Raw genomic sequence first — 16,040 nt, forward strand, 5'->3', positions numbered from 1 at the left:
CAGCATGATCAAGGCAAGAGGCCATCTCGCTACATGGTGGAACGGGGCGTGCATGGAGGTCATTCGGCTTGCCATGATGTTTGGTGATGGGAGCGAGTGCTCAAGCGCAGGGCCGCGGGGCCGCCAACGGCGATACGTTGCTGGCGGCCCCGCGGAGAAATTAGCGGTACTCGATCGAGAACGTCGAGTTGGCGTCGGCGGCGCCTGCGCCAACGTCCTTCTCAAAGGACTTGTAGCGCGCCTTCAGATTGACGGTGGCCTTGCCATTGGCAGCGACCGTTACCAGTGCCGGGTCAGTCAGGTCCTGGTTGATCGGGAATACCTTGTCGTTGTTGTCCAGAACTTCGATGCCAACGCCTGTTGCCTTGTTGACCGCAAGCAGTTCCGGATGACCCGTCGGCGTGGTGCCGTCAAAGCGGAGCGTATAGGTGCCTGCTTCGCAGTTCTCCATGTTGATATCGAAGCTCTTTGGCGAGGACACATCGCCGGCTTCCTTGAACAGGGTGGTCGGGAAGGTGCCGATGGTGACCGTCTGGTCGACGCTGGCCGTGCTTACGTCGCAGGTGGATTGGACGATCTCGCCCTTGAAGGTGATGGAGCCTGAAGCTGCCTGGGCTGCCGGTGCTACCAGGCAGGACAGTGCGAGGGCCAGTGCAGAGGTCTTGAGAATGTTGCGGGTAGTGGAGCTCATCTGGTTTTCCTATTCGTTGAGGGGGCGCCGGCGCTGTTTTTGGTGCCGCAGGCGTTTCGATCAAGAGCGTCAGTGGCTGTGGAGCGCGTCATGTTGGCTCCGGATCGCGTGCAGCACTGATCGCGGCCCTGTTGTCAGGGTTTGCGCGTCACTGTTGCGAGCGCGCTGGTTGGGTCATGCGGTCTGTGCATGATTGGGTGGAAAGGACTCGCTGCCATGAAGGCAAGCAAGCGCGGTGGTGAAGCAGGTTTTTGAAGGTGCGCGATTTGGATGGCGAGATTGGCAGCGCCAGCTGCTGTTCAATGTTGCTGTTGATTGACTTTCATCGCTTTGGTTTTCACCGACGACGCAGCGCTTGATCGGCAACGGCGTCCTTGGGATCCGATTGCTGAGCGATGTACTTCATCAGCCAGCTGTGGAGAGCGCTTCTACGCTTCCTGCAAGCAATTAGTGGCGAGTATCCAACTGCCGCAGACCCTCGGCGGATCCCACTTGGATGGCGACGTGCATCGTAGGAAACTGCGGCCGGGCACGGCGGTTGATACTTCGATTGCATGCTGGCGCGTTGTATTTGAGATTTATCGATAGGTCTTGAAGCTTCGAATTGAGCCGAGAAGGTTATGTTGCGCGACTGAATTCGGCTGTAGGTATTTCCCAGATGGCCGGCGGCGGGAAGTGATGGTGCTGATGGAAATTATTGGCAATTGATGTGCGGCTTACGCGTGCCGATTTCTGCTTGGTGAGCGCGAGCACTGCACGGGCATCGGCGGCGAGACCTCGCGGTAGCGCGCTGTGCAATTGGATGAACGCACGCGAGCGCGCCCGCTTACTGTTTTTATGACGCTGGTTGCTCGCCGCACTTGTGCAGCGATTCGTCGGGATAGTTCGAATTCGCTGGTCGTCTTTTTCGCGCTCGCGCCGGCCATCTTTATTTTCTTTTTCGCCAGGCGATGGGGGCCGAGTGCGAAAAATCCCTATCGTGTCTATTCACCAAGGTTCTTACAGGCGCCCAAGCGTGAGATCGAGGTGAGGATGAATCGGCTTCGTATTAGAAGCGACACGCGGCTATTCAGAACGGGCCGAGGGACAGTATCGGCGGCTCACCTGGGTCCTCTAGGCTATGTTGTGGTTGCCTGGCCCTCCAGACGCTAGCTGATGGGGCGTCTGCTGTTGGGTAGGTTCTTGATGCGGCCCTGGTAAAAGTGTGAACTCGCGAGGGGATGGGGCTGCCAGCCGCCGCGAAGGGACGAAGCAGGGCGGGGATAGGTAGTTTTCTTACGACGTGTCACGCGGCTGTAATCGATTTCGGCGTTTGCGGTGCACACGCGGTCTTCACTTCTTTCAGGTCTTCCGTCCTGCATGATGTCCCCGCTCCTTGTTCGATACGGGCAGTGCATCAGGGGGAAGTGCAATGCGTTGGGATGAGGCTGTTCAGCCGTCACCAGGGAGGGCGCGATTGGCTGATCTATATGTGCAGTTGCAGGCGGTGTTGGACGCATTGCCGCAGATGGCGGCGATGGTTCACGATGGTGTGCCTGTGCAAGCCAATCTGCGTTGGCGTGAGTTCTTTGGCAACGATGCTGCGCTGGGCAGTTCACGTGACTGGCTGGAGCGTGTGCACGCCGATGAGCGTGTGCAGGCGATAGCGGCTTGGCGTGAGTTTCTGCTGCGTGGGCATGCGCCGGCGTTTGAATGCCGTTTGCAGGATGAAGCGGGCCTCGAGCATTGGTTTGAGGTACGTCTGGGGAGCCCGGGCGCAGAGGTGCCGTTGCAGGCTGTGACGATGACGGACGTCAGTGCAAGGCGCCATCTACGTCATTCCCTGGAGCAGAGCCTTGATCTGCAGCACCGCATGCTGGACGCCAGCATGGATTGCATCCAGGTGATCAACATCGATGGCACGGTGCGGCATATGAATCGGTCCGGCTGCCTGGTCTCCGGGTTGGCGCAGGATGCGCATGAGTTCGGGATGCCGTGGACGGATCTGTTGCCAGCGGCGTTTCGCAAGAAGGGACGCCGCGCATTGGCTCAGGCGGCGAGTGGGCGGGCGGCAAGGTTTGCGGGACAGACTGGCAGTGAAGGCACGCAGTCGCAGTTCTGGGACAATATTCTTACCCCGATGTTTGATGGGCAAGGACAGGTGAACGGCGTCCTGTGTGTATCGCGTGATGTCAGTGGGCAACAGCAGGCCGAGCAGCGGCTGCGTATCGCCTGCGAGATCGATGAACTGACCGGCTTACCCAATCGACGCTCGTTCAACCGCAGGTTGCGAATAAGCTTGCAGCGGCATCGTGAGCGCAACGGCACCTTGGGCTTGATGATCATCGATCTGGATCATTTCAAGCACGTAAACGACACGCTGGGTCACCCGGCCGGCGATCATCTGCTGCGTGTGTTGGCCAAGCGTGTGGCCGGACAGCTGCCCGACACGGCATTGGTGACGCGCTTGGGTGGCGATGAATTTGCCGTTGTCCTCGAAGACACCAGCGGTGAAGTCGAGTTGCTGCAGGTTGCAGAACGTATCAGTTTGCTGGCGGAAAGCTCGGTGACTTACGCAGGGCAAGTGATCAACACCGGAATGAGTATTGGCTGTGCGCTGTATCCGCGCGATGCGCGTGATCCCGCAGAGCTGTTGAAAGCCGCCGACACCGCATTGAATGATCTGAAAGCCAATGGGCGCGGAGGCGTGCGCTTGTACAGCCGCCGGTTGATGGCCATAGCCGAGCTGGCGGCGAATCAGCGGCTGATGGCGCGCCAGTTGGTGCGCGATGGTGGCGTGGTGCCGCACTATCAGCCGAAGGTGAACCTGCAGGATGGTCGCGTGGTTGGCTACGAGGCGCTGCTGCGTTGGCCTTGCGGTGAAAGCCGGGAAATGGGCGAAGACTGTCAGCTCGACGAGGCCTTTCGCGACTATGACCTGGCGTCACGTTTGGCAGAGTCCATGCATCAGCAGGTATTGGCTGATATCTGTGCCTGGCAGGCGCAGGGCCTGGAGGTGCTGCCGATCGCGATCAATGCAGCGCCGGTGGAGTTTCTCCGTGATGACTTTGCTGAAACCCTGCTGGAGAAATTGCAGCGCTTCGATGTTGATCCGGTGTTGATTGAGTTGGAGGTAACCGAGCAGGTGCTGACCGATCGTGGCTCTGCATTTGTCGCCCGTGCATTGGGTTTGCTGAAGGAAGCAGGCATGCGGATCGCACTGGATGACTTTGGTACCGGGCATTCCTCGTTGGCACATCTGCGCGACTACCCGATTGATGTACTCAAGATCGATCGCAGCTTTGTCGCACGCATGGTGGATGAGCCGTCGATCCGCGCGATAGTCGAAGCGGTCGGCAAGCTTGGGCCGAGCCTGCGTCTGGATCTGGTCGCCGAGGGGGTGGAGAACGCCAGTCAACGGCAGATCCTGATCGAGGCCGGTTACCGGATTGGTCAGGGCTTTCTGTATGACCGCGCGGTAGATGCTGCGCAGGTGGCGCAGCGCTTGCAGGGGCCGCGGAAGATGTCGACGGCCTGAGTCTCAATCGGCTTGGTTGTGCTGTGCTTCCACCAGCCGTAGCCATGCCTGCGCCGCGGTGGACAGATAGCCGCCGCGACGCCAGGCCAACACCATTTTCCAGTCCAGTTCCGGCTCATCCAGTGGCACGATCACCACATCTGCACGTGGGCGGGCGTTGGCGATCATGCGTGGCAGCAGGGCCACGCCCAGGCCGGCTGCGACCAGCGCGACGATGAAGTCAGGTTGCCCACTGCGGGTGACTTCGCGCGGGCTGAAGCCACGTGCCTGGCAGGCCTGGATGATGTGCCGGTTCAGCAGGAAACCCTTCTCGAACAGCACAAAGGGGACGTCGGCCAGGTCCTGCAGCTGCAGGCTGGCCGCACCGGCCAGTGGATGCTGCCGCGGCAGCAGGGCAACCAGTGGCTCGGTGCGCACGGCTTGCCATTGCAGGTCATCGGCAACCGGCAGCAGACTGGCGGCCAGTTCGATTTCACCTGCACGCAGGCTTTCCTCCAGTGCTTCGCTGCCGCGTTCGAGTACGCGCAGCTCGATCTGCGGGTAGAGCTGGCGGAAGCGGGCAAATACCGGCGCGAACAGGATGTCGCTGCCGAGCGAAGCCAGGCCGAGATGCAGTTCGCCGCGCTGCAGGTCGCGCAGTTCTTCCAGCTCACGCAGCATGTCCTCGCGCTCGCCTAGCAGGGCCAAAGCACGCCGATAGACGATCTGCCCGGCCGGGGTCAGCCGCACACCATTGCGGGAGCGCTGCAGCAGCACTTCACCCAGCTCGTCCTCCAGCTGGCGGATCGCCTTGCTGATGGTTGGCTGGGTTGCGAACACCGCCTCGGCGGCCGCTGAAAAGCCGTCATGGCGGACCACTTCCACCAGCATGCGTAGCTGTCTGATGTCCATTCTTAGATGGAATCCATTGGATGCAATGAATTCATTTTATTTATAGATCAGCCCGGCGTACATAGGGGGGAATGGAAACCTTGATGTCGTCTTTGCGCCGCGGCCAACTGGGCCTGCGGCGTGGCTTACGCCGTAGCGCCTGCTTGCAGATCGGCGTTCTGGTGGTGATCTGGCTGCTCGCTCAGACGTCGATGCAGCGCTTGGCTGTGCCCGTGCCAGCTGGCATCGTTGGCTTGCTGGTGCTGCTGCTGGCCTTCGCCATGCGTTGGTTGTCACCACGCTCGTTCACGCGCGGTGCGCAGTGGTTGCTGGCGGAAATGCTGTTGTTCTTCGTGCCGGCGGCAATGATCCTGCTCGACAACCGGCAGATGTTCGGCTGGCTCGGCCTGAAGCTGTTGCTGGTGGTTGTGACCGGAACCTTGTTGGTCATGGCAAGCACGGCGGTGACCGTCGAACTGCTGCTGCGCTGGAGTCAGCGTCATGAGCGTTGAGAAGCTGATGCAGCAGCCGGCACAGTTGCTGTGGCCGTTGTTATGGGCGGTGCTGACGGTGGCGGTCTACCTGCTGGCCAAGAAGCTGTATCTGCGTAGCGGCAAGGCCTGGGCTTCGCCCTTGATCATTGCGCCGCTGGTTTTGCTGGGCTTGGCCCTGTTGTTGCACGCCAACTATCACGACTACCTGCGTGGCACGCATTGGCTGGTGGCGATGTTGGGGCCGGCAACCGTGGCATTTGCAGTGCCCATCCATCAGCAGCGGGCGTTGATCGCGCGGCACTGGAAGGTGCTGGGTGCTGGAGTGGTGGTCGGCAGCGGCGTGGCGATTGTCGCTGCCTGGATGATGGCCACCGCCCTGCATCTGTCGCCGGAACTGCGCTTGAGCTTGGCGCCGCGCTCGGTAACCACGCCGTTCGCGATGGACGTATCCGGGCGCATCGGCGGCATCCCCGAGCTGACCGCGGTGTTTGTGATCATCACCGGTGTCTGCGGTTCGCTATGTGGGCAGTTGTTGCTCAAGCTGTTGCCGGTGCGCAGTGCAATGGCGCGAGGTGCCTTGTTCGGTATGGGTGCGCACGGCATGGGCGTGGCCAAGGCGCGCGAGCTGGGCGAGAGTGAGGGCGCAATCGCTGGGTTGGTGATGGTGATGGCCGGCGTCTTGAACGTGGCTGCCGCACCATTGTTGGTGATGCTGCTGCAGGCCTGAGTGCTATGGGCTGCTGGAAGTCAGAAGTGGTAGATGAAGGCGATCGATTGTTCCAGTTGATTGCGGCTGCCGTACTGGGTGACCAGCGGGCTGTGGGCGGCATCGCCAAGCAGGTGCGCGTACTCAAGCGATGCGGCAATACCGGTGTGCTGGCTGGTCGGAACAAAGATTGAGTAGTTGGCCGAGACCTGTTGGCTGCCGCCAGCGGGGCTCCAGCTTGAGGTGCCAAGGGCCGCTGCCGACTGCGCCGAGAGTCCGAAAAAGCGCTGCATCGCCGAACGATTCATCCCCCGCCAATCGACGGTCAAGGAGTGTTCGATGTACCAGATCTTGGGTAGGTCGTAGTCAAGATACAGGTTGAGGTAAGCGCCGCTGCCAGTGAGGTCGTGGCTGAGTTTCGCGCCCAGGGCGGTGTGCGGCGAAAACTGGTATTCGGCGTAGATACCGGCATGCACGCGCGGTGAAAGGCTGGGTATCTTGCCTGAGAGTTTGGGCCCCATATCCGAATGGCTGCGGCCCCATAGATAGTCGCCATAAAGCCCGGCCTCCCATGGCCCTTGATGGGGCAGGTGCAGGGTGAGCCCGTCGGTGCTGGATAGCTCGCCCACGCCGGGCTTTTCGATATCAAAGAAGGGCAGTGGCTGCCATTGGTCGCTGTTGGCACCCAGCAAGTTCGGCGTGCGCTGCGCGGCAACACCGATAGCGGTTGTCATGGCGTTGCTTCTCGTGCCGAGGTCTTCGGCGCATGCATCGCCAAGGAATAGAAACAAAGCGCTGCCGGCCAGTAACAGGCCGGCTTGGGAAGTACGCGGGCAGGATATACCCATGATGGTGGATGCTCGGTTCTGGAATCTGCGTGGACCATCCTAATCAGCCAAAGGTTCCTTTGGGATGAGGCGGATGTCGGAGCTTTGTCGGTGGCCAGCTAACTTCTGAATGAACGCGGCAATCGTTCCTGGGCTAGGAAAGGCGGGCGAAAGAAAGCGCGCCTAGAGTCCGTCCTGTCCGGAATCGCCGGGCGTAACGGCTTGGGGCAGCGTCCCCTGTAAGCCCAGCGGAGCATCGGATGCAATGGAAAGTCCTGTGTGATTTCGATGGTACGGTGAGCGTTGAAGATGTCATCGACTCACTGCTGTGTGAGTACGGGCGCCCCGGCTGGCAGGCGCTGGAAGATGACTGGCGGGCAGGCCGGATCGGCTCGCGCGAGTGCATGAAAGGCCAGGTCGAGTTGTTGGAGTTGGATCGCCCAACTCTGGATGGGCATCTGGATCAGGTGCGTATCGATCATGGGTTCCCGGCGTTCGCGCGGCATGCACGCGCCATCGGGGTGCCTTTGCGCATCGTCAGCGACGGGCTGGACTATGCCATTGAACGCATTTTGGTGCGGCATGATCTTCAATGGTTGCCGGTATCAGCCAATCACCTCGTCGCTGCAGGCAACAGAAAATGGACGCTGGAATCGCCGTTGCAGGCAGCTGGCTGCCGTAGCGGAACCTGCAAGTGCAGGTTTGTCGGGGATGAAGGAACGGAAGCCGCGCGCCGCGTGTTGCTGATCGGTGACGGTGCATCTGATTTCTGTGTCGCCAATCGTGCCGACTTTGTATTTGCCAAGAATCGTCTGGTAGAGCACTGCCGCGCTGCGGGCATCCCCTATGTCGCCATCAGTTGCTTTGAAGAGGCGCAGGCGCTGTTGCCGGAGCTGCTGGCCGGTCGTCTTGACCACCTGCTGCAGCCCGCTGCTGTACCCGCCTTGGTCTGAAAGTCCGCACAGGCTTTCGTGTACTCACTGAATCACAACTTTCAGGTATGCCAATGAATATATTCGACAAGAACATCGCCCCGGAAATGTCCGATGCCATGCTGCTGCAGGACGAGGCGTGCTACAGCTCCTTCGGTGACACCGTTCACTATGTGGATCCACCGAAGGTGTTTCATCGCTGCGAAGGCAGCTATATGTTCGATGCGCAAGGTACCCCGTATCTGGATCTGCAGATGTGGTACTCGGCGTGCAACTTTGGCTATTCCAACAAGCGTCTGAATGATGCGTTGAAGGATCAGATCGACCAGCTGCCACAGGTGGCCAGCCAGTACCTGCATCCAACCCGCGTGCAGCTGGCCAAAACCATTGCGCTGGGGGTCAAGGATCGGTTTGGTCTGGACGGGCGGGTTCACTTCAATGTGGGTGGTGCGCAGGCGATCGAGGACTCGCTGAAGATCGTGCGCAATGCGCGTGGTGGCAAGAGCCTGATGTTTGCCTTCGAGGGTGGCTATCACGGCCGGACCCTTGGGGCATCGTCGATCACGTCAAGCTACCGCTATCGTCGTCGCTACGGCCATTTTGGCGAGCGCGCGATGTTCATTCCGTTTCCGTATCCGTTCCGTCGCCCCAAGCACCTCACGCCGGAGGAGTATGCCGATCAGTGCGTATACCAGTTCGAGCGCTTGTTCGAGAGCGAGTACAACGGCGTGTGGGATCCAAAAGTCGGGCAGGCCGAATACGCCGCGTTCTACGTCGAGCCGATCCAGGGAACTGGCGGCTACGTGATTCCACCGCGTAACTTCTTCACCGGTCTGAAACGGGTGCTGGACAAGTACGGCATCCTGATGGTTGTGGATGAAATCCAGATGGGCTTCTGGCGGACCGGAAAGCTGTGGTCGATTGAACATTTCGGCGTGCAGCCCGATGTTCTTGTGTTCGGAAAAGCCTTGACCAATGGCTTGAATCCATTGTCTGGTTTGTGGGCGCGCGAGGAACTGATCAATCCAACGATCTTCCCGCCGGGCTCCACGCACTCCACCTTCAATTCGAATCCGCTTGGCACCCGGCTTGGCCTCGAAGTGCTGAAGCTCGGTGAGGAAATGGGCTACGAGCGCACCGTTCCGGAGAAGGGCGCTTACTTCCTTGATGGCTTGCGCGGGTTGCAGAAAAAGCACCCGGAGATCGGTGATGTGGATGGCTTGGGCTTGGCCTTGCGTGCGGAAATCTGCACCGACGACGGCTTCACGCCCAATCGCGAGCTGCTTGATCGAATGGTGGATATTGGTTTGGCCGGCGATCTGTTGCATGACGGAAAGCGGATGGGCATGGTGCTGGATGTTGGTGGTTGGTACAAAAATGTCATCACCTTCGCACCCTCGCTGGACATCAGTTACGAAGAGATCGACACCGCTATGGCATTGCTCGATCAGCTCATCACCAGGGCGAAGTAATTTCCCTTTGATGGTGTACATAACCGAGGAGAATCTGACATGAATCCCAGCTACGACTGTGAGGGCGTGCGGACCGCAATCAATCAGCTTGTTGTTGCGCACATGCCGGCCGGCTTCGATGCTGCGTTGTTGACGCCCCAGGCGACATTGAGCGACGTCGGAGTGGCATCACTGGACGCAGTTGAACTCATTTTCGATATCGAGGAGAAATTCAACATCACCTTCCCGGATGCGCGTGCCGACAGCCTTGGCAGCGACACGCTGCAGGACCTGGTGGATCTGGTAATGCAGGCACTGCAGGCGCAAGGGTCTGCAGTCGTCGGAGCCTGATGATGAGCCCAGCACGGCAGCGCGTGGTGATTACCGGCATGGGTGCGGTCAGCGCTTTTGGCTTGGGCGCCGATGCGTTGTGGACGGGGCTGAGTGAGGGGCGGTCGGCAATCGCCCCTTTGCGTCATGCGCGTGCCGAGGAACTGAAGGTGGCGGTGGCAGCGCAGCTGCCCGACACCTATCAGCCCGAGGCACACTTCAGTCGCGAGCTGTTGCCGCAGCTGGATCGGGTGTCGCAGCTGGCGCTGCTGGCTGCGGATGAGGCGGTGCGCCAGTCCGGTATCGACTTCTCGTTGGAAACAACCGCTGAACGCAGCGGTTGCATCATTGGTAGTGGTGTTGGCGGCGAAACAACGCAGGATGAGCAGTATCGCCGCCTGTACGCGGAGAACGCGCAGCGCCTGCATCCGCTCACCATCATCCGCGCGATGACCAATGCGGCGGCGAGCCAGATCAGCATGCGCTACGGCCTGCACGGCCCAAGTTTTGTGGTTGCCAGCGCCTGTGCCTCAAGCAATCACGCCATTGGCCAGGCGGTGCAGTTGATCCGTGCCGGTGCGATGGACGTTGCGGTAACAGGTGGTAGCGAGGCATGTCTTGGGTTTGGCGCGCTGCGTGCTTGGGAGGCAATGCGGGTATTGGCTGACGATACCTGCCGGCCCTTCAGCGCCAATCGGCGTGGACTGGTGCTGGGAGAAGGGGCGGCGGTGTTCGTAGTGGAGTCATTGGCACATGCCCAGGCACGCGGTGCCACGATTCTGGCGGAGATCGCCGGTGTCGGTATGAGCTCGGACGCAGGTGACATCGTGGCGCCGGAGATGAAAGGCGCGACGATGGCAATGCAGCGGGCGCTGCAGGATGCGCAGTTGCGTCCTGATCAGATCGACTACATAAACGCCCACGGCACCGCGACCCAGGCAAATGATCTGAACGAGACGCAGGCGATCAAGCAGGTGTTTGGTGGTATCGCGGGCGCGCCCTTGGTGTCAGCAACCAAGTCCATGCATGGGCATGCGCTGGGTGCATCGGGGGCGCTGGAGTTGGTAGCTGTGCTGTGCGCGATGCGCGAGAGCCTGGTGCCTCCTACTGCCAACTATGATCTGGCAGATCCGCAATGCGATCTCGATTACGTGCCCAATGCCGCCCGATCCTCACCGGTAAATGCAGCGCTGAGTAATTCGTTCGCCTTTGGCGGGTTGAATGCCGTGCTTGCGCTGCGTCGGATCTAGACCGGCATGGGCTTCCGTTACGAATCCGCATTGGAGCCTGGCAGTCTGGTGCGGCAGTTTGTCGATCATCCACCCGAAGGCTTCGAAGCAGGACTGACGGCACAGGGTATTCCGGTATTCGTCGCCGACTACGATCTGATGACCACCTTGGATGAGGACATCAGCAGACGCTTGCGGAAGCTGCCGGGCTACGCCTATTGGCAGCGCTACCTGCGCTGGAAAACCTGTTTCGTTGGCTGCACCACCACCGAATACCTGCCGTTGCCGCATGCGCCCGCAGAGGAGACGGTCGCCGCCCTTCTGGGAGAGCACGGTCGACGCTGCAGGCTGCTGGTGATGAAGGATATCGCAGTGGAGTCGCCGCTGCTCGATGCAAGGGCAAATCGAAGTAGCGCGGCGCTGGTTACCGCGTTGCAGCGCAATGGTTTTGCGCTGCTGGAAGGCATGCCCTTGGCCTGGCTGGCAATCGACTTTCAGTCGATCGATGAATACCTGCAACGGCTGAGCAGCAACCGTAGGAAAGACATGCGGCGCAAGCTGAAGGCGCGTGACGGGCTTGATATTCGGTGCGTGGAGACCGGTGACGCCTGGTTCAGCGCCGAATCGATCGCGCAATGCTACGAGTTGTACCTGAGTGTGCATGCGCAGAGCGAGGTGCACTTCGATCTTCTCTCCAGACAGTTCTTCGATGCATTGCTGCGCGACCGGAACAGTGGCGGGCGCATGTTTCTGTACTTCGCGCAGGGGCAGCTGATCGGCTGGAACCTGTGCTACATCTATGAGGGAAAGCTGGTCGACAAGTACATCGGTTTGCGCTACCCGCAGGCCAGGCAGTCCAATCTGTACTTCGTCAGCTGGGTGCATAACATCCAGTACGCGCTGGATGAGGGTTTGAGTCACTACGTTGCCGGCTGGACGGATTCGCGCATCAAACGGCAGCTCGGTGCGTCGGTCACCTCCACCTGGCACGCGGTGTGGGTACGCAACGGACTGCTGCGGCCGGTGCTGCGGCGGTGCGCACGGTTCTTTCAGAAAGAGGCAGATGGTGGTGGCTGACGTCGGCGAAAATGCGGTGATATTGGATCTGGATGCTGCGGTGCTGCCGCTGGCCGGAACAGATACCGTGGATATGCGTGCATGGCAGGAAGAGCTCCGTTTTTCCTGCAGCCGTTCCACGCTAAGTCGCGCCTGCAGGTTCATCGATCAGCAGCTGCCGCAACAACATGGAACGGTGCTGATCGGCAGTGGTGACTTCCATCACCTGAGCTATCCATTGCTGCGACGTATGTCTGGAGGAGCAACATTCCAATTGGTGGTGCTGGACAACCATCCGGACAACATGCGCTATCCGTTCGGCATTCACTGCGGCTCGTGGATAAGCTGGGCCGCGGCACTGCCACAGATCAGCCATGTGCACGTGGTGGGCATCACTTCGGCCGATATCGGGCGCGCACATGCCTGGGAGAACCGACTGCTCCCCCTGCTGCGGGGCAGACTCAGCTACTGGAGTGTTGGTGTGGATGTGTCATGGGCGCGTTGGCTGGGGCTGGATGGCTGCTTTCGCCAGTTCGATGACGCTGACAGCTTGGTGCATACGTTCATCGATGAGCAGCGGCAGCAGCCGCAGCCGAGCTACTTGTCCATCGACAAGGATGTTTTCGCCGCGGAGGTCGCGCGTACCAACTGGGATCAGGGGTGCTTTCAGCTGCCGCATGCGCTGGCGATTATTGCCTGCCTTCGGCGTGGCGGTATGGTTGGCAGCGACATTACCGGCGAGGTATCGCAACACCGGTATAAGAGTCGTTTGAAACGCTTGATGTCGGCCTTGGACGGGCAACCGATCATCCCCGACGCGCAGTTGCATGACTGGCAGCTGCAGCAGCGTGAGGTGAACCAGCAGTTGCTGGCGGCATTGGCGGCACCGGCAAACGTGCAGGGAGGGTGAATGGACCCGCATGGCTGGGCGTTGGTGGTTTGGCTGGCCGATCACTGGGTTGCGCCGGTGCTGCAGTGGCTGGGGCGTCATGATGATCCGCGTGATATAGCGGTCGCGCTGCTGCTGACTGGTCTGCAGTTGGGTTTGATTGCCGGCGTGTTCCGGCCGCTGGAAAGCCTATGGCCGGCTGAGCGTTGGAGCGATCGGCGTCTGACCCGGATCGATCGCACTTATACCCTGCTGATGCTGCTCGGCTTGTTTCCGCTCTTCAGCTATCTGGTGTTGTCGCCGTTGGCCTCGATGGGGGATAGCGCTACCGTCGCGGCCACCACCGTGCACGGGCTGCGAGGTTGGGTTCCGTGGTTGCAGCAGCATCCGCTGCTGCTGTTTGCGGTGTACTACCTGCTGTACGACTTTGTCTACTACTGGATGCACCGCGCTCAACACGCCATCCCATGGTGGTGGGCGCTGCACAGCCTGCACCATAGCCAGCGTCAGCTCAGTTGCTGGTCCAACGACCGTGGTAGTTACCTGGACGGCGTATTGCAGTCTTTCATCCTCGCCGGTGTAGGCCTGTTGGCCGGCGTTGAAGTCGATGAGTTTGCAGCATTGATGCTGCTGGGTGAGCTGGTACAGAACTATTCGCATACCAATATCCGCTTCGGCTTTGGTCGTTTGGGAAGCCGGTTGGTGGTCGACCCGTTGTTTCATCGCTTGCACCACATGGTGGTGGATCCGCAGCGGCCCACGCTGCATAACTGCAACTTTGCACAGGTCTTTCCGTTCTGGGACATCGCGTTCGGCACTTGGCTGTACGACGAGCCGGTGCGGCCTACCGGTGTAGCCGACCCGGTGGTGGATGCCGACAACGAGCGTGGCCTGGTCGCGATGCAGTGGCACGCCGTGCGGCGCTTCTGGGGCTGCGTAAAGCAGCCGCTGGGCTGGAAGTTTGGCGAGGTCTCCTTCACCGAGGATTGCCAGCCAGTTGCCGTGCATCATGCGGAGACGGCAGTGCCGCGCTTGGAGGAAGCAACCGGGGCGGAAGCGGACGCCCTGGCCGATTCCTAGCTGTCAGCAGCAAGTACGTCCTGCAGCACTGCAAGGATGCGTTTGAAGCGCGGCTCATCCAGCCATGCGCTGTTGCCGATCGTCAATGTCCGTGCGGCGAATGCGCGAGCGTTGGGCACTGCCGTGTCGCCGCCGGCCAATAGTGGCTGCAGATAGGCGTAGTCGGGGAGCGCATGCACGAACATGCAGCTGACGCCCAGACCTTGCGTCCACAGGCGGCGCAATACCGCATCGCGATGATCTGCATTGTCGAAGTACAGCAGCAGCACCGGCCATACGCCTTCATCCCCCGGTCGGTCGCCGAGCACCCGCAGGTTCGGCAGGTGGCTGAGCCGGGAGCGCCAGTGTGCTGCGCGCTCGCGCCCACTGTGCAACAGCGCGGGCAGCCTTGCTGCCGCCCGGTGGCCGATGTTCTGGCGCCAGCGGCTGACCCGGTGGCGCGGAATCTGCAGCGCAAATACATCACCGACAGCATCTTCGGCGCGGCCTGCGGCCAGTGCTGCACGCAACGGCTGGCCATAGACAAATGGCAATAGGCGCGGCCGGTAGCAGATGGCCAAGCCCAACAGCTGGGCGCAGCGACGCAGCTCGAAAAGCCACTGGCGGTCGATCTCGCGTTGCGAGGTAAGCTTCAGCTCCTGCTGCAGACTTGGGTTGTTGCTGAGCAGCAGTCCGCCTTCATAGAGGCTGAGCCCTTTGCCCGCTGCCAGGCTGAAAAATGCGATGTCTGCGTGCAGGCCGACGCTGCGCCCTTGGCTGAACGCTCCCAGCGCTTGCGCGGCGTCCTCAATTACATGGGCGCCATGGTGATGGGCGATGGCACGGGCGGTGGCGACATCGGCGACGCGCCCGCCCAGATGGGTAGGCAGCACTGCGAGCGTACGTGCATCACAGAGCCGGGCCAGTTGTATGGGGTCCATGTCCAGCTGCCCGGGCTGCAGATCGCATAGGCGCAGCTCAAGCCCAAGCGAGTGCGCGGCGATCGCGACCAACGGGCAGGTATAGGCAGGCAGTACCACTGCATTGCGGTCTGGATGCAGGCGCTGCAATGTGCGCAGTGCCACCCAGAGCGCGGAAGTACCCGAGCATTCCAGTTGCATCTCGGGCGTGTAGAACAAGCGTGCCACCGTTTTGCCGAGCGGCTCACCACCGGGTAGAAAGTCGCGCCAGTGCAGCGGCAGGCCACCCGTCGGTGGCAGCTCAGTGGTCGGTGCGGACATCGGCCGGTTCCGCCGCGTGCGGATCCCTGGACTCGGCCACGCCCAGGCAGACGATACCGCTCACAATCAGCAATGCACCCAGCACATGTACTGGGCCCAGTGGCTCCTGCAGCAGCCATGCTGAAAGCAACAGCACACTGACAACCTCCAGGTGCGAGGCGGCAAATGCCGGGCCGATAGGGGCGTGCTTGAGCAGGCTCATCCAGGTAAAGAATGCTCCGATGTAGCCAAGAATGGCGCCGTACACCCAAGGCTGCGCCAGTACCCGCAGGATCCAGGCGCTGTTGGCCTCGACCGGCAGGGCGGCATCACCGGCCAGCTTGAAACACAGCTGCGCCAGAGTGTCGAAGGTCATCAGCAGTGGGAAACCCAACAGATACAAGCGCTTCATCCAGCCGCTCCCACTACCGCCACGCCGAGGCTGACCAGCAACATGCCCGCCACCCGCAGGCGGGTGAGCCGCTCCTTGAACAGAAAGCGGCCAGCCAACATCAGGGCGACGATGTTGATCGAGCCCAACAGCACGCCGCGCGACAACGGCACCAGGGACAGGAACGCGATCCAGGCGACGAACTCCAGCACATAGCAGGCGATGCCAATCCCCAGCCACGGGCGGGCCAGCATGTGTTTCCAGCGTGCGATGCCTTCGCCGGCATCGGGGTCGGAGGCGGCGGCCTTGAACGCCAGTTGGCCCGCGGTGTCGAGCACTACGTTGAGCAACCACAAGGTAACGACCAGAGCCGACATG

The 16,040-nt window shown here is 60.9% G+C and carries 16 protein-coding genes; 10 read left to right on the plus strand and 6 right to left on the minus strand.

Annotation, left to right across the window (positions count from 1 at the left end):
* Window positions 1-160 precede the first annotated feature (160 nt).
* Window positions 161-691, minus strand: coding sequence for a fimbrial protein (locus tag ACVOMB_RS00535; protein WP_481529440.1), 531 nt, complete (start codon window positions 689-691; stop codon window positions 161-163).
* 1,456 nt (window positions 692-2,147) lie between these two features.
* Here ACVOMB_RS00535 and ACVOMB_RS00540 point away from each other — a divergent pair.
* Complete coding sequence (locus ACVOMB_RS00540) at window positions 2,148-4,208, plus strand: putative bifunctional diguanylate cyclase/phosphodiesterase (protein WP_481529441.1); 2,061 nt, start codon at window positions 2,148-2,150, stop codon at window positions 4,206-4,208.
* Between the two features lie 3 nt (window positions 4,209-4,211).
* Here ACVOMB_RS00540 and ACVOMB_RS00545 read toward each other — a convergent pair whose 3' ends face one another.
* Complete coding sequence (locus ACVOMB_RS00545) at window positions 4,212-5,099, minus strand: LysR family transcriptional regulator (protein WP_481529442.1); 888 nt, start codon at window positions 5,097-5,099, stop codon at window positions 4,212-4,214.
* Between the two features lie 83 nt (window positions 5,100-5,182).
* Here ACVOMB_RS00545 and ACVOMB_RS00550 point away from each other — a divergent pair, with 83 nt between their 5' ends.
* The gene (locus ACVOMB_RS00550) at window positions 5,183-5,590 is read left to right on the plus strand and encodes a CidA/LrgA family protein (RefSeq protein WP_481529443.1); all 408 of its coding nucleotides are present in this window, start codon (window positions 5,183-5,185) and stop codon (window positions 5,588-5,590) included.
* Complete coding sequence (locus ACVOMB_RS00555) at window positions 5,580-6,299, plus strand: LrgB family protein (protein WP_481529444.1); 720 nt, start codon at window positions 5,580-5,582, stop codon at window positions 6,297-6,299. Before ACVOMB_RS00550 ends, ACVOMB_RS00555 begins: the two co-directional genes overlap by 11 nt.
* Window positions 6,300-6,319: 20 nt before the next feature.
* On the opposite strand, the gene ACVOMB_RS00560 is transcribed toward ACVOMB_RS00555, so the two are convergent.
* A complete protein-coding gene (locus ACVOMB_RS00560; protein ID WP_481529445.1) occupies window positions 6,320-7,012 on the minus strand; it encodes a MipA/OmpV family protein in 693 nt (230 codons plus the stop codon).
* A 353-nt stretch (window positions 7,013-7,365) separates the two neighbouring features.
* On the opposite strand from ACVOMB_RS00560, the gene ACVOMB_RS00565 reads away from it, so the two are divergent.
* From ACVOMB_RS00565 to ACVOMB_RS00595, 7 genes are read left to right on the plus strand one after another with little or no spacing between them, the layout of a single operon-like run.
* Complete coding sequence (locus ACVOMB_RS00565) at window positions 7,366-8,058, plus strand: HAD-IB family phosphatase (RefSeq protein WP_481529446.1); 693 nt, start codon at window positions 7,366-7,368, stop codon at window positions 8,056-8,058.
* Window positions 8,059-8,111: 53 nt separating this feature from the next.
* A complete protein-coding gene (locus tag ACVOMB_RS00570) occupies window positions 8,112-9,509 on the plus strand; it encodes an aspartate aminotransferase family protein (protein WP_481529447.1) in 1,398 nt (465 codons plus the stop codon).
* A gap of 39 nt (window positions 9,510-9,548) precedes the next feature.
* Window positions 9,549-9,839 carry a phosphopantetheine-binding protein gene (locus ACVOMB_RS00575; RefSeq protein WP_481529448.1) on the plus strand — a complete coding sequence of 97 codons (291 nt, stop codon included), beginning with the start codon at window positions 9,549-9,551 and terminating at the stop codon, window positions 9,837-9,839.
* Window positions 9,839-11,068: a beta-ketoacyl-[acyl-carrier-protein] synthase family protein gene (locus tag ACVOMB_RS00580; RefSeq protein WP_481529449.1), complete on the plus strand. Its 1,230-nt coding sequence runs from the start codon at window positions 9,839-9,841 to the stop codon at window positions 11,066-11,068. The genes ACVOMB_RS00575 and ACVOMB_RS00580 overlap by 1 nt, the downstream gene beginning before the upstream one ends.
* A 6-nt stretch (window positions 11,069-11,074) precedes the next feature.
* Window positions 11,075-12,124 carry a GNAT family N-acetyltransferase gene (locus tag ACVOMB_RS00585; RefSeq protein ID WP_481529450.1) on the plus strand — a complete coding sequence of 350 codons (1,050 nt, stop codon included), beginning with the start codon at window positions 11,075-11,077 and terminating at the stop codon, window positions 12,122-12,124.
* Window positions 12,111-13,013: an arginase family protein gene (locus ACVOMB_RS00590; RefSeq protein WP_481529451.1), complete on the plus strand. Its 903-nt coding sequence runs from the start codon at window positions 12,111-12,113 to the stop codon at window positions 13,011-13,013. The genes ACVOMB_RS00585 and ACVOMB_RS00590 overlap by 14 nt, the downstream gene beginning before the upstream one ends.
* On the plus strand, window positions 13,014-14,072 hold the full coding sequence (locus tag ACVOMB_RS00595; protein WP_481529452.1) for a sterol desaturase family protein: 1,059 nt from the start codon (window positions 13,014-13,016) through the stop codon (window positions 14,070-14,072).
* Here ACVOMB_RS00595 and ACVOMB_RS00600 read toward each other — a convergent pair.
* The 3 genes from ACVOMB_RS00600 to ACVOMB_RS00610 are packed head-to-tail and all read right to left on the minus strand — an operon-like array spanning window position 14,069 to window position 16,039.
* Window positions 14,069-15,292, minus strand: coding sequence for a DegT/DnrJ/EryC1/StrS family aminotransferase (locus tag ACVOMB_RS00600; protein WP_481529453.1), 1,224 nt, complete (start codon window positions 15,290-15,292; stop codon window positions 14,069-14,071). The genes ACVOMB_RS00595 and ACVOMB_RS00600 overlap by 4 nt on opposite strands.
* On the minus strand, window positions 15,273-15,683 hold the full coding sequence (locus tag ACVOMB_RS00605) for a DMT family transporter (protein WP_481529454.1): 411 nt from the start codon (window positions 15,681-15,683) through the stop codon (window positions 15,273-15,275). The genes ACVOMB_RS00600 and ACVOMB_RS00605 overlap by 20 nt, the downstream gene beginning before the upstream one ends.
* Window positions 15,680-16,039 (minus strand): EamA family transporter, encoded by a 360-nt coding sequence (locus ACVOMB_RS00610; RefSeq protein WP_481529455.1) that lies wholly within the window; start codon window positions 16,037-16,039, stop codon window positions 15,680-15,682. Before ACVOMB_RS00610 ends, ACVOMB_RS00605 begins: the two co-directional genes overlap by 4 nt.
* Window position 16,040 lies beyond the last annotated feature (1 nt).

This window comes from Stenotrophomonas sp. STEN018, from assembly GCF_056760235.1.